The following is a 20,944-nucleotide window of genomic DNA, read 5'->3' as shown; positions in this document are numbered from 1 at the left end:
ATGCGAGAAGTGGTCGTCACCGGGCTCGGCGTGATCAGCCCGGCGGGAATCGGGAAAGAAGCCTTCTGGGACACGGTCTCGGCGGGAAAAAGCGTCACGAAATCCCTTTCCGACATTACGAGCTCTCCCCTTTTCAAGTCCTTCGACTTCGCCTCCGACGCGATAGCCGAGGTCCCCGGATTCGAGGAGCAGATACCCTCGCTGCCGCCCGAGGTGCAACGCCTCGACCGGTATGTGCAGTTCGCGGTCGCGGCGGCCCTGCAGGCGATACGGGACGCGGGACTCCAGGACGGCGGCTACGACGCGGAACGGACCGGCATCTCGCTGTCCACGGCGATCTGCGGCACGCCCAAGATGGAGGAGGAGTTCCTCGCCGTCACTGACGAGGGCCGGAAGCCCATCGACCCGGCCAAGGCGGGCCGGGACCTGTATCTCGCGTCCATGTCGAACACGCCCGGGACCGTCCTGTCGGCCCTGCTCGGCGCCCAGGGCCCCTGCGTCACCCTGTCCACGGGCTGCATCGGCGGCATCGACGCGGTCGGCCACGCCTTCGAGACGATCGCCCACGGCGACGCCGACGTCATGATCGCCGGCGCCAGCGAGGCCCCCATCACCCCGGTGACCGTGGCCTCCTTCGAGATCATCAACTGCCTCTCCCGCGCCCACCGGGACCACCCCGAGGCCGCCTCCCGCCCCTACGATGCGGACCGCGACGGCTTCGTGCTCGGCGAGGGCTGCGGTGTCGTCGTACTGGAGGAGAAGGAGCACGCGCTGCGGCGCGGTGCCACCCCCTACCTCGAGATCAGCGGCTTCTCGCACACGTCCAACGCCATCCACATGACCGACCTGCTGTCCGACGGCGAGGACCTGACCCGGGCCATGCGCCAGGCCATCGACGTGTCCGGGGTGGCGCCCGGCGCGATCGACCACGTCAGCTCGCACGGCAGCTCCACCCGGCAGAACGACACCTGCGAGACCAGCGCGCTCAAGCTGGCACTGGGCGAGCGCGCACGGGAGATCCCGGTGAACTCGGCGAAGTCCATGCTCGGTCACGCCCTGGCCGCCGCCAGCGCCATGGAGATCGTGCTGTGCGCCCTGGCCGGCCGGCACTCCTTCGTGCACCCCACGGCCAACTACGAGACGCCCGATCCCACGTGCGACCTCGACTATGTGCCGGGCACGGGCCGTCCCTGGGACGGTGAGGTCATCCTCAAGGACGCCAGCGGCTTCGCGGGCCTGCACGCGGCGATGGTCGTGCGGACCGTGCGGGACGGGGGCCGGTCATGAGCATCGTCATCACCGGCATCGGTGCCGTCACCCCGGCGGGCGACGGCGTCGAACCCCTGTGGAACAGCGCCCGCGCGGGCACCTCGCACCTCGCCACCATCGACCGCTTCGACGCCGGGGACTACGCCTGCCCCGTCGCCGGCCAGGCCGACTTCGACGCCGACGCCGAGCTGCCCTCCCGCTTCGTCAAGCGCACCGACCGTTTCACCCACCTCGCCGTGCACACCGTCCGCCGGGCTCTCGCGGACGCCGGGGTCGCCGTCGGCACCGACGTGAGCCCGGAGCGCACCGGCGTCATGGTCGGCAACATCCTCGGCGGCTGGGAGTTCGCCGAGCGCGAGCTGCGCAAGCTGTGGATCGACGGCCCGCGCGCGGTCAGCCCGTACCAGGCGACCGCCTGGTTCCCGGCGGCGCCGCAGGGCAACATCTGCATCGACCAGGGCATCAAGGGCCCGGCCCGCACCTTCGTCGCCGACCGGGCCAGCGGCGCATACGCGCTGATCGGAGCCGCCGAGACCCTGCTGCGAGGCCGGGCCGACGTCGTCCTCGCGGGCGGTGTCGAGGCCCCGCTGTCGCCGTACGGCTGGCTGTGCCTGGAAACCAGCGGGCTGGTCGCCAAGGCCCGCGGCTCCCTCGCCCCGCACGAGCTGTACCGGCCCTTCGACGCCGGGCACGGCGGCAGTGTCTTCGCCGAGGGGTCGGTGTTCCTGGTGATGGAGCGCCGCGAGCACGCCGAGCGGCGCGGGGCACGCATCCTCGGCGAACTCGCCGGCTGGGGCGTCAGCACCGACGGATACATGCCGTACTACACCGTCGAACCGACCGGCCAGGTGCTGGGCCGGGCCATGCGCACCGCCGCCGAGCGCGCCGGGATCTCCGGTGGCGACCTGGGCGCCGTCTTCGCACACGGCTCCGGCATCCCCTTCGAGGACGTCACCGAGGGCTACGGCCTCAAGGAGGCGTTCGGGCAGAGCGCCGCACACGTGCCCGTCACCGCGCCCAAGTCGGGCTTCGGGCATCTGCTCGGCGCGGCCGCCCCCGCCGACGTGGCGCTCGCCCTGCGGGCCATGGCGGCGGGCTCGGTGCCGCCCACAGTGAACCTCGACCGGCAGGCGCCGGGCATCGAGCTGGACATCGTCCGGGGCGAGGCGCGGCCGGCCCCTCAGTGGGAGCACACGCTGGTCGTGTCCCGAGGCCTGGGAGGTGTGAACGCATGTCTCCTACTGAGGCGTTGATCGCGGAAGCCCTGCTGAACACCCCCGCGGCGGTACGCGGCATCGGCATCGACGTCGTGGACGTCCAGCGACTGCGGGCCATGCTCGAACGCCGTGGACGGCCGCTGTACGACCGGCTGTTCACGCCCGCCGAACTGGCCCTGTGCGAGGGCGGCTCGCCGCACCACCGCGCCCGCCGCCTGGCCGGCCGGATCGCCGCCAAGGAGGCCGTCCGCAAGACCCTCGGCGCGCACGGGCAGGGGTGCGGCTGGCTGGACGTCGAGATCGGCCGGGCGGAGTCCGGGCAGCCGCTGCCACGGGTGTCCGGGCGGGCCGAGGAAGCCTTTCGGCAGGCCTCGTTCACCGGACTGCACCTGAGCATCACGCACGAGGCGGGGCTCGCCCTGGCGATCGCCCTCGCCGTCTAGACGAACCGGACCACCCCGACCACGAGACGGAGGACTTAGGAGTCATGGACGTACAAGAGCAGGTGTTCGCCGTGATGCGCGGCGTCGGCTTCGACGGGGACGAACTGGAGGCCGACAAGCGGCTGGCCGAGGACCTCGACATCGACTCGACCGAGCTGGTGGAGATCGTCGTCGCCCTGGAGCAGCACTTCGACATCGCCATCGACGCGGACGCCGAGGGCGGCTTCACCACCGCCGGCGACCTGGTGGGCTGCGTCGGACGGCTGCTGTCCGCCGGCACCGCCACGCGGAGGTGACGGGATGCCGCGGATCGAGAACAGCATCGTGATCGGGGCCGACCCCCGGCTCGTCTTCGACGTCACCAACGACATCGCCCGCTGGTCGGAGATCTTCGACGAGTACAGCGACGCCAAGGTCCTCTCCGAGGAACGCGAGGGCCGCTGGACGGAGATCGTGTTCGAGCTGACCAACGAGGAGGGGGCGAGCTGGCGTTCCTGGCGAATCCTGGACCACCGCGAGTTGGTCGCGGTGGCCGAACGCCGCGACCCCCTCTACCCGTTCGGCTACATGCACCTGCGGTGGAGCTACCAGGCGGTCCCCGAGGGGACGCGGATGACCTGGGTCCAGGACTTCGAGCTCGACGAGAAGTTCGACGTCCCGCTCGCGACGGTCCTGGAGCGGATGAACACCCACACGCGGCAGAACCAGGCCGGCATCAAGCAGAAGATCGAGTCAGGGGCCGTGGGGCCGTGACCCGACCCCCGTCCTCGCCGCGTATCGCCGTCACCGGGTCCATCGCCATGGACCACCTCATGTCCTTCCCGGGCCGTTTCGCCGAGCAGCTCGTCGCCGACCGGCTGCACAGCGTCTCCCTGTCGTTCCTCTCCGACCGGCTGGAGATACGGCGCGGCGGCGTCGCCGCCAACATCGCCTACGGCCTCGGGCGGCTCGGGATGTCCCCGGTGCTGGTCGGCGCGGCCGGGGCCGACTTCTCCGACTACCAGGTCTGGCTCAAGCAGCACGGCGTCGACACCGACTCCGTGCTGGTCGTGCCGGGCGAGCACACGGCACGGTTCGTGTGCACGACCGACGCGGACCACAACCAGATCGCCACGTTCCACGCGGGCGCGATGCGGGCGGCGTACACCATCGCCCTGCGGGACGTCCTGGCGCGGGTCGGGGAACTCGGCCTGGTGGTCGTGTCGCCCAACGACCCCGCGGCGATGCTCCGGCACACCGAGGAGTGCCGTAGCGCCGGACTGCCGTTCGTCGCCGACCCCTCCCAGCAGCTCGCCCGCATGGACCGGGCGGACGTCCGGTTCCTGCTCGGGGCGGCCCGCTGGCTGTTCACCAACGAGTACGAGGCCGCGCTGCTCCAGGAGTGCACCGGCTGGGGCGCCGCGAGCGTCCTGGAGCGGGTCGGCACCTGGGTGACCACGCTCGGCGCGAGCGGCGTACGCCTCGAACGTGCCGGCCACCGACCGGTCGTCGTGCCCGCGGTCCCCGATGTCCCGGTGGCCGATCCGACGGGCGCGGGAGACGCGCTGCGGGCGGGCATGCTCGCCGCCCTCGCCCTCGGCGTACCGGCCGAGGCGGCGGCCCGGCTGGGGTGCGCCCTCGCGTCCTTCGCCCTGGAGTCGATCGGCACCCAGACCTACGCGCCGAGGGCACGGGCGGTGGCGGGACGGGTGCGCGAGGTCTACGGCGACCGGGCACTGGCGGAACTGGCACCGGTGCCAGGGCTCACGCCCAAGACGCAGAAGGCAGGCCTCTCGTGAATTCCGGCGAGGCCGCCGTGAGCCGTGGTCGTCGGGTCCGGCCCGGGCCGTTGCTGATTCCCCTGACCGTCGCCGGGATCGTGCCCAGCGTGCTGGGGATGTGGCTGTCCGGGCCGCGACTGCCGCTCGCCCGCTGGCTGTCGCTGCCCGCCGGGGCCGTTCTCGTCCTCCTCGGTGCCTGGATGACCGTGGACGCCGTGGACCGGGTCTACCTGCGCCAGCCCACCCCGCTCGGCGACCGGCCGCCCGAGCATCTCGTGTGGTCCGGCTGGTACGCGGTGATCCGCAACCCCATGGCCGCCGGGATGACCCTCGTCCTCGCCGGCGAGACCCTGCTGTGGTCCGCGCCGGGCGTCGCCCTGTGGGCCGCGTTCGTGCTGGCCGTGTCCTGGACGACCGCCCGCCGGATCGAGGAGCCGGGACTGTCGGAGACCTTCGGTGCCGAGTACGCCGCCTACCGGCGAGCCGTGCCCGCGTGGATCCCCGGCACCGCGGCGGGCACCGGGCGCAGGGCCGTGCGCAGGCGGCCGGAACCGACCGAGGAGTAGAGGAGCAGCCGTGTTCGTCGATCTGAGCATCCCCGTCAGCCGCCGGGCCCCCGGCGTCGAGTTCGAACAGTGGCTCCACCGGGACGGCATCCGCCATCTCTCCCGCCGGATCCGGGCGTTGCCCGGTGACAGCCGCCGGGACCGGTTCGTCAACCACCTGCGCTGGCTCACCGGCAGCCGACGGCTGCGCGAACAGGACCTGCCCGACGGCTGCTTCATGTCCAACGAGTTCTACCGGATGTCCGTCCACCAGGGCACCCACGTCGACGCTCCCTTCCACTACGGCCCGCAGTGCGAGGGACGCCCCGCGAAGAAGGTCATGGACCTGCCCCTGGAGTGGTTCCACGGCCCGGGTGCCGTCCTCGACGTGCGCGGCTGCGGGGGCCGGGTGACGGCCGCCGACGTCAAGGAGGCGCTGCGCACGGCCGGTCCGGAGGTCGGTCCCGGCTGGGTGGTGCTGTTCCGCACCGACTCCGACCTGAGGCTCGGTACACCGGCGTACTACACCGAATCCACGGCGATCACTCCCGAGGCCGTCGACCTCCTCCTGGACCTCGGCGTCAAGGTGCTCGGCACGGACTGCTGGAGCTTCGACGGGCCGGCCCGCCGGATGGTCGAGGACTTCTTCGCCACGGGCGACTCCGGCGCCCTGTGGCCCACCCATCTGCACGGCAGGCGGCGGGAGTTCATCCAGATCGAGGGGCTCGCCCGGCTACGGGCGCTGCCGGACGGCCCGTTCACGTTCATGGCGTTCCCCGTCGCTCTCGCCGACGCGGGGGCGGCATGGTGCCGGGCGGTGGCGCGCACCGGGTTCCCGGAGCCCGGCCCCGCCCCACAGTGACCGGGCTCCGGCCCGCCCGCAGCGAAAGGCCTCCCACCATGACGTACGACCCCCGCGCCACGCACCTCCTCACCCTCTCCGCCGACACCTCGGACGCCCTGACCGCCGGCGCTCGCGAAACCGCCGCCCGGCTCGCCCGGCTCGGCGACGCCGCTTTGGCCCAGTGGTGCGCCGAGGCCGCCGCAGGCCCGCATTCCGGCCATCGGATGGGCGTGGTGGGCCGCACGGCGGGTGAGATGGCCGACCGGATCGGCGCTCACCTGGCGGGCGAGCCGGTCCGGGAGGTGTCCGTCGGGCACGCGGACCCGGCCCGTCGGCCGCCGGTCGCCTTGCTGTTCAGCGGCCAGGGGGCGCAGTACGCGGGCATGGGCCGGGGCCTCCACCGCACCGAACCCGTCTTCCGGGCGGCCTTCGACCGGTGCGCGGAGGCGGCCCGGCCCTACCTCGGCATTCCTCTCCAGGACCTGCTCGACCCCGGCGCCGGGCCGGCCGTGGTGTACCGGCTCGCCCACGCGGCCCTCGGCACGTTCTGCGTCAACTTCGCGCTGGGCGAGCTGTGGCGCAGCTGGGGGATAGAGGCCGCGGCGGTGCTCGGCTTCAGCTCGGGCGAGTATGCGGCCGCCTGCTGGGCGGGGGTCCTCACCCCGGAGGACGCGGTGCTGCTGCTCGGCACGCAGGTCACCCTTGCCGAGCGGGTCACGGACGGTGCGATGGCGGTGGTCGGCCTGGAGGAGAAGGCCGCGCTGGACCTCCTCGCGGAGACCGGGCCGTCGGTGGGGCTCGCGGCGGTCATCTCACCGGGCGAGGTGTCCCTTTCGGGCCGGGCCACGGAACTGGCCCGGATCGTGGAGCGCCTCACGGCCGCCGGCGTCCGGACCAGCAGCCTGCCGGTGTCCTCGGGCCTGCACTCACCGCTCCAGGAACCGGCGTCGGCCGAACTGCGGGCCGTGGCGGAGAGGATCCCCACGCGCCCGCCCCGCATTCCCTTCGTGTCCACGGTCACCGGCGCCAGGGTCACCGGCCCACTCGCCCCCGAGCACTGGTCCCGGCATCTGAGCGGCCCGGTGCGATTCCTGGACGCCGTCCGTGTCCTCGACGGACTCGGCATCCGCGCCCATGTGGAGGCCGGACCCGGCCGGGCGCTGGTCGGGCTCGGGGCACGCTGCCTGCCGGGGGAGGGGCGGCTGTGGCTGGCCTCGCTGGGCAGGAGCACCGACGGCACCGGACCGATGCTCATGGCGCTGGGGCGGCTGTACACGGCGGGGGTGCCGGTGGACTGGAGCCGTGTCTACCCCGGGTCCCGTTCCGTCGTATAGCCGTTCCCGGGTTTTCCTTATACTGGCGGCAATGGTTGAAGAAGATATCGCCCGGTCCGCTCCGGGCCGCCCGCGCAGTGCGGAAGTGTCCAGAGGAATCAATCTGGCCGCTCTCGCCCTGCTGCGGGAACGCGGCCCGCAGGGCGTCACGGTCGAGGCGGTGGCCCAGTATTCGGGTTCCGCGAAGACGACGATCTACCGCCGGTACAAGAACCGCTATGAACTTCTGCGGTCCTCGCTCGCTTTCGTCGAGGACATTCCCGAGCCGTCCCCCGGTCTTCCGGTGCGGGAACGGCTCGTCTATTTGCTCACGCAATTCCGACATGGTCTGGAAGAGGTGGTCGGCCTCCGGGCCCTCGTCGCCCTGCTGCACGGCGACGAGGACCCGGAGTTCACCCAGGTGTTCCGGGAGACCATTCTGGGGCCGCGGCTGGAGGTCATCTTCCAGACCCTCCGGTCCGGAGTGGAGAGCGGCGAACTGAGGGCGGACGCCGACTACGAGACGGTCGTCAGCATGCTGGCCGGTTCCTTCATCGCCCGGTTCGCGGTCCGGGGCGCGCCGCCACCCGCCGACTGGGCGGACGTGGTGGTCGACACGATCTGGCCGGCCATCCGGGCCACCTGAGGGCAGGCCGCTCAGGACACGTGTTCCGGCCGCAGCCCCACGCCGATGAACTGCGCTGTCCACCGGTTCAGGAACGGGAAGCGCCGCACCAGCCGGGCCGCGAACGGCCGCTCCACCACCGACCGCCGGTCCTTCGGATAGAGGTCGGCGAGCATGTGCACCTGCGCCAACTGCACGGCTCGTACCGGCAACTCGCGCCGCCGCTGGACCCGGCGCAGTTCCTTGAGGGTCGGCGTACGTCCCGTGCGCAGCACCGGTCCGAGCATCCGCGCGGCGGCCACCGCGTCCTGCACGGCGAGGTTGATGCCGACCCCGCCGGCCGGAGACATGGCGTGCGCCGCGTCCCCGATGCACAGCAGGCCGGGCCGGTACCAGCTGCGCAGCCGGTCGACCCGGACGCCGAGCAGTTTCACGTCGTCCCAGTCGCGGATCTCCCGCTCGGCCCGCTCGGCGAACGGCGGGTGCACGGAGGACACGTCGGCCCTCAGCCGGCCGAGGCCCTCCGCCCGTACGGCGTCGTACTGGCCCTGCGGGATGACGTACGCGACCTGCCAGTAGGAGCCCCGGTCGATGGTGATCAGCACGAAGCCCTTCCCGGTGTGCAGGAAGGTCATGGTCTCTTCGGGTTCGCGGCCGAGCCGGAACCACAGCACGTCCATGGGCGCGGCGCTCGCCGCCACGCGCAGTCCGACGGCCTTGCGCATGGCCGAGTGGCGGCCGTCCGCGGCGATCACCAGGTCGGCCCGGATCTCCAGCGGCCCCTCCGGGGTGTCCGCGCGCACCCCGACCACCCGGTCGCCCTCGCGGATCACGGTGGTGCCCTCGGTCTTCTGCAGCAGCCGGAAGCCGGGCAGTTCCCCGGCCTTGCGGGCCAGGAAGTCCAGGACGTCCCACTGCGGCATGAACGCGATGTACGGGTAGCGGCTGCGGATCCGGGAGAAGTCGGCGAACGTGGTCGGCCCCGCGGCTGTGCTCACCGTGATGTCGGTGACCTTGGTGTGCGGGATCTGCAGAAACTCGTCCAGCAGCCCCAGTTCGTCGATGACCTGGAGGGTCGAGGGGTGCACGGTGTCGCCGCGGAAGTCCCGCAGGAAGTCGCCGTGCTTCTCGATGACGGTGACCTGCACACCCTGCCGGGCGAGCAGCAGTCCTGCCATCATCCCGGCAGGGCCGCCGCCCACGACGACGCACTGGGTGGTCTCGGTCTTCATGGATCGCTCCTGGGTTGCGTGCGGGCGCGGGTCAGTGCCCGGCCGCGATCGGCAGGGGCTCGCCGTCCGGCCCGGTGGTGGAAAGGTCGCGGCTGCGAATGAGCGGGATGACGGCGAGGGCACCCGCGAAGGCCACCACCGCCGCCACCGTCAGGATCGAGTTCAGCCCGTGGACGAACGCGGAGTGCGCCGCGTCGGTGAAGATGCCCCGCTGCTCGGGCGGGAGCCCGGCGAGGGCGGGACCTATCTGCCCGGAGGCGACGGCGTGGCCGAGCTCGCCCGCCCGCTCCTGGAGCGGGGTGCCGGCGACGGCGTCGTGCACCGCGTCGCGCACCCGGTCGGCGAAGATCGCGCCCAAGGCGGCGATGCCGACGGCGATGCCCAGGGACCGGCAGGTGTTGCTCAGCCCGGAGGCCACCCCCACGCGGGCCGGTTCGACCGCGCCCATCGCGGCGGCGACCACGTTCGGGTTGACCAGTCCGACGCCGAGCCCGGTCACCAACTGCCCGGCGAGCAGAGCGGTCCAGTCGTCGGACGCGTCGAGGCCGCCCATGAGCAGCAGCCCGAGCCCTACGCAGGCCAGGCCGGCGGAGACGAGCCAGCGGGCCGGCAGCACGGTGCCCACCCGGGCGGCGATCGCCGAGGCGACGAAGATGGAGAGGGTCAGCGGCAGCAGCCGCAGCCCGGCCGCCAGGGGTTCGTGCCCGAGGACCGTCTGCAGATACAGCGTCAGGTACAGCAGCAGCGCGAACGCCGTGGAGCTCATGGCAAGGACGCCGACAGCGGCACCCGTGGTGGTGATCTTCCGGAACACGGCGCCGGGGAGCATGGGGTCCCGCCGGGCGCGTTCGACCAGGACGAACGCGGTCATCGACACGGCGGACAGGACGAAGCCGCTGACCACCGGGGCGCTGCCCCAGCCCTCCTCGTTGGCGCGCAGCAGGGCGAAGGACAGGGCGCCGAGCGCGGTGCCGAAGGTGAGGAAGCCGGGCCAGTCGATCCGCCCGGCGCTCTCCGCCCGGGACTCGGCCACGCACAGTGCGGTGGCGATCAGAGCGAGGATGCCGACGGGCAGGTTGACCAGGAAGATCCACCGCCAGCCGGCCGCTTCGACCAGCACCCCGCCGGCGAGCGGTCCCACGGCGAGCGCTGCCCCGCTGACGGCGCCCCAGACGGCGAGGGCGACATGCCGGTCGCGGTGGTCGGGGTAGGCGGCGGCGAGCAGGGCCAACGAGGTCGCGAGCAGGGCGGCGCCGCCCACCCCTTGGAGCACCCGGGCCACGATGAGGGTGAGCGGGTCCTGGGCGACCCCGCACAGCAGTGAGGCAAGCGTGAAGACCGCCATGCCCCAGGAGAAGACCGCGCGTCGGCCGAACCGGTCGGCGAGGGAGCCCGCCGTGAGCAGCACGGCCGACAGGGCCACGGCGTAGGCCGCCACCACCCATTGCAGGTCCGTGAGCGTGGCGTCCAGGGCCTCCTCGATCTCGGGCAGTGCGATGTTCACGATCGTGACGTCGAGCAGCAGCATGAAGCTGCCCACCGACACCACGGTCAGTGTCCACCACCGGTTGGGCGCCATGCCCCCTCCTTGGGTTGTTCAATGCCAGACCATTTAAATACGCTACGAGTAGCGTAGCGTATTTACCCAAGGGGGAACAGGGCGTCCGGAGGGAGCAGGTCAGAACTCCGCGACCGGCTCCGGTCGACGGTCCAGGGAACGCTTGGCGTACAGCGCCGTCTCGACGCGGTTCTGGGTGCCGAGCTTGGCGTAGATACGGCTCAGGTAGTTGCGGACCGTCTTCGGGCTGATGCCCAGACGTTTGGCGATGCGGTGCGTCGCCTGCTCGTCGGCCACGAGGAACAGGATCTGCCGTTCGCGCTCGGTGAGCAGGGAGAGTGGGGAGCCGCCGTCCGGCGGGCGCCCCGACAGCAGTTCCAGGACCTGCCCCGCCGCGACGGTCGAGAGGGCGGCGCCCTCTCGGTGCACCGTGAGCAGGGTGTCGCGCAGCTCGTCCGCGCCGATGTTGCGGGAGAGGTAGGCGTTGGCGCCGGCCACGAATGCCTCGCGCATGTAGACCGGTTGCTGGTTGGTGGCGAGGACGACGATCCGTACGTGCTGGAAGTCGCGGCGGATCTCCCGGGCGACCTGCGCGGAGTTGGACCCGGCCGGGCTCAGATTCATGATGACGAGGTGCGGCTGTTCCCGGCGCACCTCCCTCAGCGCCGACAGCCCGTCACGGGCGACTGCGACGACGGAAAACTCGGAGAAACTTTCCAACAACTTCTGGAATCCTTCGGCCACTAAACGTTCGCTGTCCACGAGCAGGATTCGTATCGATGACATGCTTTCCCTTCGTTCGCGTGACGTTCGCGTGCGTGAAGAGAGTGCGCGGGCGCAGCATGTGGTGCCCCCGTTGGCGGCCCGGCCTCCTTCGCCGTTGAATTGGCGGGTCGCTGGCAATCGATGCTACACGTACTCGCTGATTCGTTTCGGTCAGGATGGAGATGTTGAATCTGGTCGTAAAGGCGGTTGATTAAGGGCTTCTCTGCAGGTGGGTCATGCGAGGGTGGTTATTTTCACGGGACCCGACGATTCTTGTTACGGGATCGAAATCCGGACTTTATTGTTCCGGTCCGCCGGTGTTGGCCATGCCGTCAATGGGGCCGCTGATCCGTCCCATGGGGGAAACGGCCGACGCACCGGATCCGGGTGGGCTGGGCCACAACCGGGCGGATGCGCGCACGCGGTAGGCGAGAATGGGCTCATGAGTCTCTTCCGGGACGACGGCATCGTCCTGCGGACGCAAAAGCTCGGGGAAGCCGACCGCATCATCACCCTGCTCACCCGCGGTCACGGGCGGGTGCGCGCCGTGGCCCGCGGGGTGCGGCGGACGAAGTCGAAGTTCGGGGCGCGGCTCGAACCCTTCTCGCATGTGGACGTGCAGTTCTTCGCGCGGGGGAGCGAGCTGGTCGGGCGCGGGCTGCCGCTGTGCACGCAGAGCGAGACGATCGCTCCGTACGGTGGCGGGATCGTGAGCGACTACGCCCGCTACACCGCCGGGACGGCCATGCTGGAGACCGCCGAGCGCTTCACCGACCACGAGGGCGAGCCGGCGGTCCAGCAGTATCTGCTGCTCGTCGGCGCCCTGCGCACGCTCGCCCGGGGCGAGCACGCCTCCCACCTCGTCCTGGACGCCTTCCTGCTCCGCTCGCTCGCCGTCAACGGCTACGCGCCCAGCTTCAGCGACTGCGCGAAGTGCGGGCTGCCCGGGCCGAACCGGTTCTTCTCCGTGGCCTCCGGCGGCTCCGTCTGCGTCGACTGCCGGGTGGGCGGGAGCGTCGTACCCTCGCCGCAGACCCTGGAACTCCTCGGCGCGCTGCTTACGGGAGACTGGGAGACCGCGGACGCGTGCGAGCCGCGGTATGTGCGGGAGGGCAGCGGGCTGGTCTCCGCCTACCTGCACTGGCACCTGGAGCGCGGGCTGCGCTCACTCAGGTACGTAGAGAAGTAGCGAGACACGCGAAACCCGTGCAACACGCACAACATGCACGGAGCGAGGAGACGAGAAACACATGGCCGTACGCGGGTTTCTGGGGCGTCAGCGCCGCGAGTACACGACGCCGGAGCCGCACCCGTCCGGTGCCCGCCCGCCGAAGCTCCCGGGCGAGCTGATCCCCCGCCATGTGGCGATCGTCATGGACGGCAACGGACGCTGGGCCAAGGCGCGCGGGCTGCCGCGGACCGAGGGCCACAAAGTCGGTGCCGAGCGCGTGCTCGACGTGCTGCAGGGATCGATCGAGATGGGCGTCAAAGCGATCTCGCTCTACGCCTTCTCCACCGAGAACTGGAAGCGCTCGCCCGACGAGGTGCGCTTCCTGATGAACTTCAACCGCGACTTCATCCGCAAGAGCCGCGACCAGCTCGACGAACTGGGCGTACGGGTGCGCTGGGTGGGCCGGATGCCCAAGCTGTGGAAGTCGGTCGCCAAGGAGCTCCAGATCGCCCAGGAGCAGACCAAGGACAACGACAAGCTGACCCTGTACTTCTGCATGAACTACGGCGGGCGTGCCGAGATCGCCGACGCCGCGAAGGCGCTGGCGGAGGATGTGAAGGCCGGGCGGCTGGACCCGTCCAAGGTCGACGAGAAGACCTTCGCGAAGTACCTGTACTACCCGGACATGCCGGACGTGGACCTCTTCCTGCGGCCCAGCGGTGAGCAGCGCACCTCCAACTACCTGCTCTGGCAGAGCGCGTACGCCGAGATGGTTTTCCAGGATGTGCTGTGGCCGGACTTCGACCGCCGTGACCTGTGGCGCGCGTGCCTGGAGTTCGCCTCCCGCGACCGGCGCTTCGGCGGCGCGATCCCGAACGAGGAGCTGCTGGCCATGGAGGGCAGGCAGGAGTGAACGGCTCTGGGGCGTCCCGTGAGGGGCGCCCCAGGTGCGTCGGGTGCGTCAGTTACGCGGTGGCCGCCGCGCAGTCCGCACACGTGCCGAAGATCTCCACCGTGTGCGCCACATTGACGTAGCCGTGCTCCTCGGCGATCGCGTCCGCCCACTTCTCGACGGCCGGGCCCTCGACCTCGACGGCCTTGCCGCAGACGCGGCAGACGAGGTGGTGGTGGTGTTCGCCGGTGGAGCAGCGGCGGTAGACGGACTCGCCGTCGGAGGTGCGCAGGACGTCGACCTCACCGGCATCGGCGAGGGACTGCAGGGTGCGGTAGACCGTCGTGAGCCCGACGGAATCGCCCTTGTGCTTCAGCATGTCGTGCAGGTCCTGCGCACTGCGGAACTCGTCGACCTCGTCGAGCGCCGCCGCCACGGCGGCACGCTGCCGGGTGGCTCGGCCCTTCACCGGCTGTCCAGCGGTCGTCACCGGTCCTCCTTTATTGCTCGGTCGCCTACGGGCGCTTGCGCCGGTGTCGACCGAGCGACTCACATCTGCGCTTGCCGTGCCCGGCCATTGTGCCAGTCCGACATGTGCGCGGTCAGACACCGACCTTTCCGTCGCGTTCCCGGCTGGCCGGAATCGCACACTCCGCGGGGTCTCCCACGGGGTGTGCCGCGGCCAGGGCCCGAGCACGGCGCCGGGCCAGCGGAGCCGCCGTCGCGGTCAGCACGATGAACGCGCCGATGGCCAACAGCACGATCGTCGCGCCGGGCGGCACGTCCTGGTAGTACGAGGTCACGGTCCCGCCGATCGTCACGCTCACCCCGATCGCCACCGCGATGGCGAACGTTAGCGCGAAACTCCGGCTGAGCTGCTGCGCCGCGGCGACCGGCACCACCATCAGCGCCGACACCAGCAGCAGCCCGACCACACGCATCGCGACGGTCACCGTCACCGCCGCCGTGATCGCCGTCAGCAGGTTCAGGGCGCGGACGGGGAGGCCCGTGACCCGCGCGAACTCCTCGTCCTGGCTGACCGCGAACAACTGCCGGCGCAGCCCCACGGTGACCAGCACCACGAACGCCGCCAGCAGACAGATCGCCGCCACGTCGTCCTCGGAGACCGTGGACAGCGAACCGAACAGATACGAGTTCAGGTTGGCGTTGGAGCCGCCCGGCGCGAGGTTGATGAACATCACGCCGCCGGCCATACCGCCGTAGAAGAGCATCGCGAGGGCGATGTCGCCGCGGGTGCGGCCGTACCAGCGGATCAGCTCCATCAGGACCGCGCCGATCACCGCGACCGCCGTCGCCATCCACACCGGCGAGGTGGAGAGCAGGAAGCCGAGGCCGACGCCGGTCATCGCGACATGGCCGATGCCGTCGCCCATCAGGGCCTGGCGGCGCTGGACGAGGTAGATCCCGATCGCGGGGGCGGTGATGCCGACCAGGACGGCGGCGAGCAGGGCCCGCTGCATGAAGGCGTAGTCCAGGATCTCCATCAGCTCAGCAGTCCCGTGCGGATCGGTTCGGCGTCGTGGGCCGAGTGCGGGTGGACGTGGTCGTGGCCCGGCAGCGCGTGCTGGCCGACCGCCTTCGGGGGCGGGCCGTCGTGCAGGACACAGCCGTCGCGGAGGACGACCGCTCGGTCGATCAGCGGCTCCAGGGGGCCCAGTTCATGCAGGACGAGCAGGACCGTCGTGCCCTGGGACACCTGCTCCGTGAGCGTCCGCGCCAGCACCTCCTGGCTGGCCAGGTCCACGCCTGCCATCGGCTCGTCCATGATCAGCAGTTCGGGATCGGAGGCGAGCGCGCGGGCGATCAGCACCCGCTGGTGCTGGCCGCCGGAGAGCGCGTCGACGGAGTCCTTGGCGCGGTCCGCCATGCCGACCAGCTCCAGGGCGTGCCCTATCGCGTCCCGGTCGGCCTTGCGCAGGACGCCGAAGCGGGTGCGGGAGAGGCGGCCCGAGGAGACGACCTCGGTCACCGTCGCCGGGACACCGCCCGCGGCGGTCGTGCGCTGGGGGACGTAGCCGACCCGCGCCCAGTCGCGGAACCGGCGCCGCGGGGTGCCGAAGATCTCTATCTCGCCGCCGGACACCGGGACCTGGCCGATGATCGTGCGCACCGCGGTCGACTTCCCGGAGCCGTTGGCGCCGAGCAGCGCGACGACCTCACCGTGGCCCACGGTGAGGTCGATGCCGCGCAGCACGGGGCGCGAGCCGAGCTCCGCCGTCACGCTCCGCAGGGATATGACGGGGTCGCCGGCTTTACGTGCCGTCATGGCGTGCGCCTCCGAACTGCTGTGTACTGCTGGTCACTTCGCGCCGAGCGCCTTCTCCAGGGCCGTCAGGTTCGCCTGCATGACCCCGAAGTAGTCGTCGCCCTTGGACTTGTCGGTGATGCCCTCGAGCGGGTCGAGTACATCAGTTTTCAGCCCGGCGTCGTCGGCCAGGGTCTTGGCCGTCTTGTCGGAGACCAGGGTCTCGTAGAAGACGGTGGTCACGCCGTCCGCCTTGGCCTCCGCCTGGAGTTCCTTCATGCGCGCCGCGCTGGGCTCGCTCTCCGGGTCGACGCCGGTGACGGACTCCTGGGTCAGGCCGTAGCGCTCGGCGAGGTAGGCGAAGGCCGAGTGGTTGGTGAAGAACACCTTCGTGTCGGTGTTCTTCAGGCCGGTCTCGAAGTCGGTGTTCAGCGTGTTCAGCTTCGCGACCAGGTCCACGGTGTTCTTCCGGTAGTCGGCCGCGTTGTCCGGGTCGGCCTTCTCGAAGGCGGCGCTGACACCCTCTGCGACCTCGGCGTACTTCACCGGGTCCAGCCAGACGTGCGGGTCGAGCGCCGACTCCTCCTCCGCGTGCTCCTCCTCGGCGTGCTCTTCCTCGCCCTCATGGGCGTGGCCGGTCTCGCCGTGGTTCTCGAACTTGGTGAGGGTCGCCGCGTCGATCTTCGTCTTGACGGGGGACTGCTCCACCGCCTCGTCGACGGCGGGCTGGAGGGTCTTGAGATAGAGCACCGCGTCGGACTCCTGGAGTGCCGCGGTCTGCTTGGCGCTGATCTCGAGGTCGTGCGGCTCCTGGCCGGGCTCGGTCAGCGTGGTGACGTTCACATGGTCCCCGCCGATCTGCTCGGCGAGGAACTGCATCGGGTAGAACGACGCGACGACGTCGAACTTGTCCGTGCCGCCCGCGCTCGCGGCGGTGTCACTGCCGCTGTCGCTGGAGCAGGCGGAGAGGGCCGCGAGACCGAGGGCGGTCACCACGGCTGTGGGTATCAGACGACGACGTACGTTCATGACAGTCATTTTCAATGGTTCTGGAAACGATTGTCAACAAAGGTCCGGGGTGGCCCTGAGCACAACCCGATTTGGTTGAGGGGGAGCCTGCGCCGGTAACCTGAAGCATTCGCTGGAAGCACCTCGCTTCGTCGCCCGTCGTCGTAATGAAGAGAGCACCGTGGCCGCCGACAAGATCGACACCATCGTCAGCCTGAGCAAGCGCCGTGGCTTCGTATTTCCCTGCAGTGAGATCTACGGCGGACAGCGCGCCGCCTGGGACTACGGGCCGCTTGGTGTCGAGCTCAAGGAGAACCTCAAGCGCCAGTGGTGGCGCTACATGGTGACCTCGCGCGAGGACGTCGTCGGTATCGACTCGTCCGTGATCCTGGCCCCCGAGGTGTGGGTCGCCTCCGGCCATGTCGCCACCTTCACGGACCCGCTCACCGAGTGCACCTCCTGTCACAAGCGGTTCCGCGCGGACCACCTGGAGGAGGCGTACGAGGCCAAGAAGGGCCACCTCCCCGAGAACGGCCTCGCCGACGTCAACTGCCCCAACTGCGGCAACAAGGGCCAGTTCACCGAGCCCAAGCAGTTCTCGGGCCTCCTCTCCACCCACCTCGGCCCCACCCAGGACTCCGGCTCCATCGCCTACCTGCGTCCCGAGACCGCGCAGGGCATCTTCACCAACTTCGCCCAGGTGCAGACCACCTCGCGCCGCAAGCCGCCGTTCGGCATCGCCCAGATGGGCAAGTCCTTCCGCAACGAGATCACGCCCGGCAACTTCATCTTCCGCACCCGCGAGTTCGAGCAGATGGAGATGGAGTTCTTCGTCAAGCCGGGCGAGGACGAGACGTGGCAGGAGTACTGGATGGAGCAGCGCTGGAACTGGTACACCGGCCTGGGCCTGCGCGAGGAGAACATGCGGTGGTACGAGCACCCGAAGGAGAAGCTCTCCCACTACTCCAAGCGCACCGCTGACATCGAGTACCGCTTCCAGTTCGGCGGCAACGAGTGGGGCGAGCTGGAAGGTGTGGCCAACCGCACCGACTACGACCTCGGCGCCCACTCCAAGGCCTCCGGCCAGGACCTCTCCTACTTCGACCAGGAGGCCGGGGAGCGCTGGACGCCGTACGTCATCGAGCCCGCCGCCGGTGTCGGCCGCGCGATGCTGGCCTTCCTCCTCGACGCCTACATCGAGGACGAGGCGCCCAACGCCAAGGGCAAGATGGAGAAGCGGACGGTGCTGCGTCTGGACCACCGTCTGGCTCCGGTGAAGGTTGCCGTGCTTCCTCTTTCGAGGAACCCGGAACTGTCGCCCAAGGCCAAGGGCCTCGCCCAGGCGCTCCGGCAGAACTGGAACATCGAGTTCGACGACGCCGGCGCCATCGGCCGCCGCTACCGCCGCCAGGACGAGATCGGCACGCCGTACTGCGTGACGGTCGACTTCGACACCCTGGACGACAACGCGGTGACGGTGCGCGAGCGCGACACCATGAAGCAGGAGCGGGTGTCGCTGGACCAGATCGAGGGTTACCTGGCGGGTCGTCTCATCGGCGCGTAAGTGTCGGCAAAAACCCCGGTTCCGTTACGGACGTAACAGACGTAACGGAACCGGGGTTTTTCCCATCCAGTGCCCATCCGGCTCCGAAGAGGGGACATGCGCGGCCCGCAGCGGGCGGGTCGCGGTGAGAACTTCACGGGGGCACCAATGCGCAAGCAAGCAGTCATCGCCGCGTCCGTCATGGCACTGGCCATCGGCACCGTCGGCTGCGGAGCGACGGGCGACGGGGCGGCGAAGGCCGAGTCTTCCCCCGCCGCCATCGAGAACAAGGGCGGCCTGATCGGCGCCGGCGCCGGCGCTGGTGCGGGCGCGGCGCAGAGCGACCGGCTCACCGCCATCGGCCTCACCGCCGACCAGCGGCTCGTCAGCTTCCGCACCGACCGTCCCGACCGCGTCCTCCCGCTCGGCAAGGTGCACGGCCTCCAGGGCGACACCAAGCTCGTCGGCATCGACTACCGCGTCCAGAACGGCAAGTTGTACGGCGTCGGCGACCGCGGCGGCGTCTACACGGTCCGCGAGATCGGCGCGAAGGCGAAGAAGGTCAGCCAGCTGAGCGTGGCGCTGCAGGGCGGGTCGTACGGCGTCGACTTCAACCCGGCCGCCAACCGCCTGCGCGTCATCAGCGACACCGGCCAGAACCTCCGCCACAACATCGACGACCCGGCGGGCGCCCCGGCGGCGGGCACCACTGCTGTCGACGGCACCCTGACCAACCCGCCGGTCCCGCCCGCGACGGCGGGCGCCACGGCACAGGGCGTGACCGGGGCGGCGTACACGAACAACGACCTCTCCCAGACCACCGCCACGACCCTCTTCGACGTGGACACGGCGGGCGACCAGGTCTCCATCCAGTCCCCGGCGAACGCGGGCAACCTCGCCCCCACCGGCAAGCTGGGCGTCGACGCGGGCCCGAGCGCGGGCTTCGACATCTACACGTCCACGAGGAGCGGTTCCAACACGGCGTACGGCGTCCTCAGCGTCGGCGGCGCACAGCGGCTGTACCGCGTGGACCTGCTGAACGGCTCGGTCACGCGGGCCGGGACCTTCGACGGCGGCCGGGCCGTGGTCGACCTGGCGCTGCCGCTGAAGCAGGGCTGAGTGGTCCCCGTAGGGGACGAGTAATTGGTCCTGTACCGGTCCGTGGCGGCCCGACAGGGTGGGTGGCATGAGCATCGCGTTCCTGCTGACCACCCTGGTCGTGGTCGCCACTCCCGGCACCGGCGTCGTCTACACCCTCGCGGCCGGGCTGTCGCACGGCCGGCGGGCGAGTGTGGTGGCCGCCTTCGCCTGCGCCCTCGGCATCGTCCCGCACATGGTGGCCACGATCACCGGCGTCGCCGCGCTGCTGCACGCCAGTGCCACGGCCTTCCAGATCCTGAAGTACGCCGGTGTCGCCTATCTCCTGTACATGGCGTGGGCGACCTTGCGGGACAAGGATGCGATCACCGTGGAGCGTACGGCGGCGCCGGTCTCGGCGAGTCGAATGATCGTCCGAGGCGTACTGATCAATCTGCTCAACCCCAAGCTGACGATGTTCTTCTTCGCCTTCCTGCCCCAGTTCGTCGACCCGGACGGGCCGCGTGCGGTCCCGCGAATGCTCGCCCTCAGCGGCGTCTTCATGCTGGCCACCTTCGTCGTCTTCGCGGCCTACGGCATCCTCGCCGCGTCCGTCCGCAGCCACGTCACGTCCCGGCCGGGGGTGATGACGTGGCTGCGGCGGAGCTTCGCGGGGTCGTTCGTGGCGCTGGGGGCGAAGCTGGCGTTCACCTCCCGCTAGGCGGTTCGGTGGCGCCCCAAAGGGGCGCGGGGAACTGCGCGACCAGCCACGACGGCGCCGCAGTGGACGACGGTGAACAGGCGGTCAGGGGCGGGCGCCTCCAGTTCGTCGAGTACGGCGACAGCCAGATCCTCCGCGCTGATCCACGCGCGGCCGTCGGCGGCCGTGAGCAAGGTGTCGGTGCCCCGCCGGTAGTGGCCGGTGCGCTCGCCGGGGACCAGCAGGGCGGGCGGCGCGAGATAGGCCCAGTTGCCGCCGTGCCCTTCGCAGGCCCGCAGTTGAGCCACTCCGGCCGCCGCTACCGGCTTCACCTCTTCCGGCACGTACACCGGGTTGTCGGCGACCAGCAGCTCACCGTCCTCCGGGCTGCGCAGCACCCCCGCGCCGCCGACCACGAGGGTGCGTATCCCGGTGTTCAGCACCGCACGGGTCGTACCGACGAGGAAGTCCTGGTCGACCGGATCGGTCCGCACCGCGACCACAACGGCGTCGGTGCCGGCGAGCGCCTCGCGCAGGGCGTCCGTGTCGTTCGCGTCGATGGCGAAGGGCGTCACGTCGGGGTCCTCGTCGGCAGGCTTCCGGGACAGGGCGCGCACGTGGTGTCCGCGTGCGACGGCCTCGTTGATCACCCGGCTGCCGACCATGCCGGTGGCGCCGAGCACGGCGATCGTCAGGCCTGCCGTCCCTGCCGTCCC

Annotated in this window: 22 protein-coding genes and 1 pseudogene; 15 read left to right on the top strand and 8 right to left on the bottom strand. The window is 70.7% G+C overall.

What is annotated here, in order from left to right:
* Genes KCH48_RS14990 through KCH48_RS14945 form a run of 10 tightly spaced genes read left to right on the top strand, consistent with a single transcriptional unit; the run spans position 1 to position 8,037 of the window.
* Positions 1-1,287: a beta-ketoacyl-[acyl-carrier-protein] synthase family protein gene (locus KCH48_RS14990; RefSeq protein WP_210574359.1), complete on the top strand. Its 1,287-nt coding sequence runs from the start codon at positions 1-3 to the stop codon at positions 1,285-1,287.
* Positions 1,284-2,522, top strand: a complete 1,239-nt coding sequence (locus tag KCH48_RS14985) for a beta-ketoacyl synthase (protein WP_210574357.1) — start codon at positions 1,284-1,286, stop codon at positions 2,520-2,522. Before KCH48_RS14990 ends, KCH48_RS14985 begins: the two co-directional genes overlap by 4 nt.
* A complete protein-coding gene (gene acpS, locus KCH48_RS14980; protein ID WP_210574355.1) occupies positions 2,501-2,929 on the top strand; it encodes a holo-ACP synthase in 429 nt (142 codons plus the stop codon). Before KCH48_RS14985 ends, acpS begins: the two co-directional genes overlap by 22 nt.
* Positions 2,930-2,973: 44 nt before the next feature.
* Positions 2,974-3,225, top strand: a complete 252-nt coding sequence (locus KCH48_RS14975) for an acyl carrier protein (RefSeq protein ID WP_210574349.1) — start codon at positions 2,974-2,976, stop codon at positions 3,223-3,225.
* Between the two features lie 4 nt (positions 3,226-3,229).
* Positions 3,230-3,682: an SRPBCC family protein gene (locus tag KCH48_RS14970; protein WP_210574347.1), complete on the top strand. Its 453-nt coding sequence runs from the start codon at positions 3,230-3,232 to the stop codon at positions 3,680-3,682.
* Positions 3,683-3,729: 47 nt separating this feature from the next.
* Positions 3,730-4,707: a carbohydrate kinase family protein gene (locus KCH48_RS14965; RefSeq protein ID WP_210574582.1), complete on the top strand. Its 978-nt coding sequence runs from the start codon at positions 3,730-3,732 to the stop codon at positions 4,705-4,707.
* Positions 4,704-5,255 (top strand): isoprenylcysteine carboxylmethyltransferase family protein, encoded by a 552-nt coding sequence (locus KCH48_RS14960; RefSeq protein ID WP_307840887.1) that lies wholly within the window; start codon positions 4,704-4,706, stop codon positions 5,253-5,255. Before KCH48_RS14965 ends, KCH48_RS14960 begins: the two co-directional genes overlap by 4 nt.
* Positions 5,256-5,265: 10 nt before the next feature.
* On the top strand, positions 5,266-6,096 hold the full coding sequence (locus tag KCH48_RS14955; protein WP_210574345.1) for a cyclase family protein: 831 nt from the start codon (positions 5,266-5,268) through the stop codon (positions 6,094-6,096).
* A gap of 38 nt (positions 6,097-6,134) precedes the next feature.
* Entirely contained in the window at positions 6,135-7,412 is a 1,278-nt protein-coding gene (locus KCH48_RS14950; protein WP_210574343.1) for an acyltransferase domain-containing protein, read from the top strand.
* A gap of 31 nt (positions 7,413-7,443) precedes the next feature.
* Positions 7,444-8,037 carry a TetR/AcrR family transcriptional regulator gene (locus KCH48_RS14945; protein WP_210574341.1) on the top strand — a complete coding sequence of 198 codons (594 nt, stop codon included), beginning with the start codon at positions 7,444-7,446 and terminating at the stop codon, positions 8,035-8,037.
* 11 nt (positions 8,038-8,048) lie between these two features.
* Here KCH48_RS14945 and KCH48_RS14940 read toward each other — a convergent pair whose 3' ends face one another.
* From KCH48_RS14940 to KCH48_RS14930, 3 genes are all read right to left on the bottom strand, one after another.
* Positions 8,049-9,248, bottom strand: coding sequence for an FAD-dependent oxidoreductase (locus tag KCH48_RS14940; protein ID WP_210574339.1), 1,200 nt, complete (start codon positions 9,246-9,248; stop codon positions 8,049-8,051).
* A 31-nt stretch (positions 9,249-9,279) separates the two neighbouring features.
* Entirely contained in the window at positions 9,280-10,827 is a 1,548-nt protein-coding gene (locus tag KCH48_RS14935) for an MFS transporter (RefSeq protein WP_210574337.1), read from the bottom strand.
* 99 nt (positions 10,828-10,926) lie between these two features.
* Positions 10,927-11,592 carry a response regulator transcription factor gene (locus KCH48_RS14930; protein ID WP_210574335.1) on the bottom strand — a complete coding sequence of 222 codons (666 nt, stop codon included), beginning with the start codon at positions 11,590-11,592 and terminating at the stop codon, positions 10,927-10,929.
* 421 nt (positions 11,593-12,013) lie between these two features.
* Between KCH48_RS14930 and recO the strand changes: the two genes are divergently transcribed.
* A complete protein-coding gene (gene recO, locus KCH48_RS14925) occupies positions 12,014-12,760 on the top strand; it encodes a DNA repair protein RecO (RefSeq protein WP_210574333.1) in 747 nt (248 codons plus the stop codon).
* A gap of 61 nt (positions 12,761-12,821) precedes the next feature.
* Positions 12,822-13,655, top strand: coding sequence for an isoprenyl transferase (locus KCH48_RS14920; RefSeq protein WP_210574331.1), 834 nt, complete (start codon positions 12,822-12,824; stop codon positions 13,653-13,655).
* A gap of 52 nt (positions 13,656-13,707) precedes the next feature.
* On the opposite strand, the gene KCH48_RS14915 is transcribed toward KCH48_RS14920, so the two are convergent.
* The 4 genes from KCH48_RS14915 to KCH48_RS14900 form a co-directional block, all read right to left on the bottom strand.
* Entirely contained in the window at positions 13,708-14,124 is a 417-nt protein-coding gene (locus tag KCH48_RS14915; RefSeq protein WP_210574329.1) for a Fur family transcriptional regulator, read from the bottom strand.
* 112 nt (positions 14,125-14,236) lie between these two features.
* Positions 14,237-15,139 carry a metal ABC transporter permease gene (locus KCH48_RS14910; RefSeq protein WP_210574327.1) on the bottom strand — a complete coding sequence of 301 codons (903 nt, stop codon included), beginning with the start codon at positions 15,137-15,139 and terminating at the stop codon, positions 14,237-14,239.
* The gene (locus KCH48_RS14905; protein ID WP_210574325.1) at positions 15,139-15,921 is read right to left on the bottom strand and encodes a metal ABC transporter ATP-binding protein; all 783 of its coding nucleotides are present in this window, start codon (positions 15,919-15,921) and stop codon (positions 15,139-15,141) included. The genes KCH48_RS14910 and KCH48_RS14905 overlap by 1 nt, the downstream gene beginning before the upstream one ends.
* Before the next feature lie 33 nt (positions 15,922-15,954).
* Entirely contained in the window at positions 15,955-16,929 is a 975-nt protein-coding gene (locus KCH48_RS14900; RefSeq protein ID WP_210574323.1) for a metal ABC transporter solute-binding protein, Zn/Mn family, read from the bottom strand.
* Positions 16,930-17,089: 160 nt separating this feature from the next.
* Between KCH48_RS14900 and KCH48_RS14895 the strand changes: the two genes are divergently transcribed.
* The 3 genes from KCH48_RS14895 (at position 17,090) to KCH48_RS14885 (ending at position 20,249) form a co-directional block, all read left to right on the top strand.
* Entirely contained in the window at positions 17,090-18,472 is a 1,383-nt protein-coding gene (locus KCH48_RS14895) for a glycine--tRNA ligase (protein ID WP_210574321.1), read from the top strand.
* Between the two features lie 147 nt (positions 18,473-18,619).
* Positions 18,620-19,570 (top strand): DUF4394 domain-containing protein, encoded by a 951-nt coding sequence (locus tag KCH48_RS14890; RefSeq protein WP_210574319.1) that lies wholly within the window; start codon positions 18,620-18,622, stop codon positions 19,568-19,570.
* Positions 19,571-19,637: 67 nt separating this feature from the next.
* Positions 19,638-20,249, top strand: coding sequence for a LysE family translocator (locus KCH48_RS14885; protein WP_210574317.1), 612 nt, complete (start codon positions 19,638-19,640; stop codon positions 20,247-20,249).
* Here KCH48_RS14885 and KCH48_RS42245 read toward each other — a convergent pair.
* Positions 20,246-20,857, bottom strand: a pseudogene (locus KCH48_RS42245) (NAD(P)-dependent oxidoreductase); the annotation flags it as partial. The gene KCH48_RS14885 and the pseudogene KCH48_RS42245 sit on opposite strands and share 4 nt — an antisense overlap.
* Between the last annotated feature and the right edge of the window lie 87 nt (positions 20,858-20,944).

The sequence above is a fragment of the Streptomyces sp. GESEQ-4 genome (assembly GCF_017948455.1).
In the GTDB taxonomy this organism is placed as follows: Bacteria; Actinomycetota; Actinomycetes; order Streptomycetales; family Streptomycetaceae; genus Streptomyces.
This window is presented reverse-complemented; position numbering and strand designations above follow the sequence as displayed.

Bases quoted from the DNA above. Each gene is read 5' to 3' on its own strand.
- KCH48_RS14990 (WP_210574359.1), top strand. From the start codon at position 1: ATGCGAGAAGTGGTCGTCACCGGGCTCGGCGTGATCAGCCCGGCGGGA.
- KCH48_RS14985 (WP_210574357.1), top strand. From the start codon at position 1,284: ATGAGCATCGTCATCACCGGCATCGGTGCCGTCACCCCGGCGGGCGAC.
- acpS (WP_210574355.1), top strand. From the start codon at position 2,501: ATGTCTCCTACTGAGGCGTTGATCGCGGAAGCCCTGCTGAACACCCCC.
- KCH48_RS14975 (WP_210574349.1), top strand. From the start codon at position 2,974: ATGGACGTACAAGAGCAGGTGTTCGCCGTGATGCGCGGCGTCGGCTTC.
- KCH48_RS14970 (WP_210574347.1), top strand. From the start codon at position 3,230: ATGCCGCGGATCGAGAACAGCATCGTGATCGGGGCCGACCCCCGGCTC.
- KCH48_RS14965 (WP_210574582.1), top strand. From the start codon at position 3,730: ATGGACCACCTCATGTCCTTCCCGGGCCGTTTCGCCGAGCAGCTCGTC.
- KCH48_RS14950 (WP_210574343.1), top strand. From the start codon at position 6,135: ATGACGTACGACCCCCGCGCCACGCACCTCCTCACCCTCTCCGCCGAC.
- KCH48_RS14945 (WP_210574341.1), top strand. From the start codon at position 7,444: ATGGTTGAAGAAGATATCGCCCGGTCCGCTCCGGGCCGCCCGCGCAGT.
- KCH48_RS14940 (WP_210574339.1), bottom strand. From the start codon at position 9,248: ATGAAGACCGAGACCACCCAGTGCGTCGTCGTGGGCGGCGGCCCTGCC.
- KCH48_RS14935 (WP_210574337.1), bottom strand. From the start codon at position 10,827: ATGGCGCCCAACCGGTGGTGGACACTGACCGTGGTGTCGGTGGGCAGC.
- KCH48_RS14930 (WP_210574335.1), bottom strand. From the start codon at position 11,592: ATGTCATCGATACGAATCCTGCTCGTGGACAGCGAACGTTTAGTGGCC.
- recO (WP_210574333.1), top strand. From the start codon at position 12,014: ATGAGTCTCTTCCGGGACGACGGCATCGTCCTGCGGACGCAAAAGCTC.
- KCH48_RS14920 (WP_210574331.1), top strand. From the start codon at position 12,822: ATGGCCGTACGCGGGTTTCTGGGGCGTCAGCGCCGCGAGTACACGACG.
- KCH48_RS14910 (WP_210574327.1), bottom strand. From the start codon at position 15,139: ATGGAGATCCTGGACTACGCCTTCATGCAGCGGGCCCTGCTCGCCGCC.
- KCH48_RS14905 (WP_210574325.1), bottom strand. From the start codon at position 15,921: ATGACGGCACGTAAAGCCGGCGACCCCGTCATATCCCTGCGGAGCGTG.
- KCH48_RS14900 (WP_210574323.1), bottom strand. From the start codon at position 16,929: ATGAACGTACGTCGTCGTCTGATACCCACAGCCGTGGTGACCGCCCTC.
- KCH48_RS14890 (WP_210574319.1), top strand. From the start codon at position 18,620: ATGCGCAAGCAAGCAGTCATCGCCGCGTCCGTCATGGCACTGGCCATC.
- KCH48_RS14885 (WP_210574317.1), top strand. From the start codon at position 19,638: ATGAGCATCGCGTTCCTGCTGACCACCCTGGTCGTGGTCGCCACTCCC.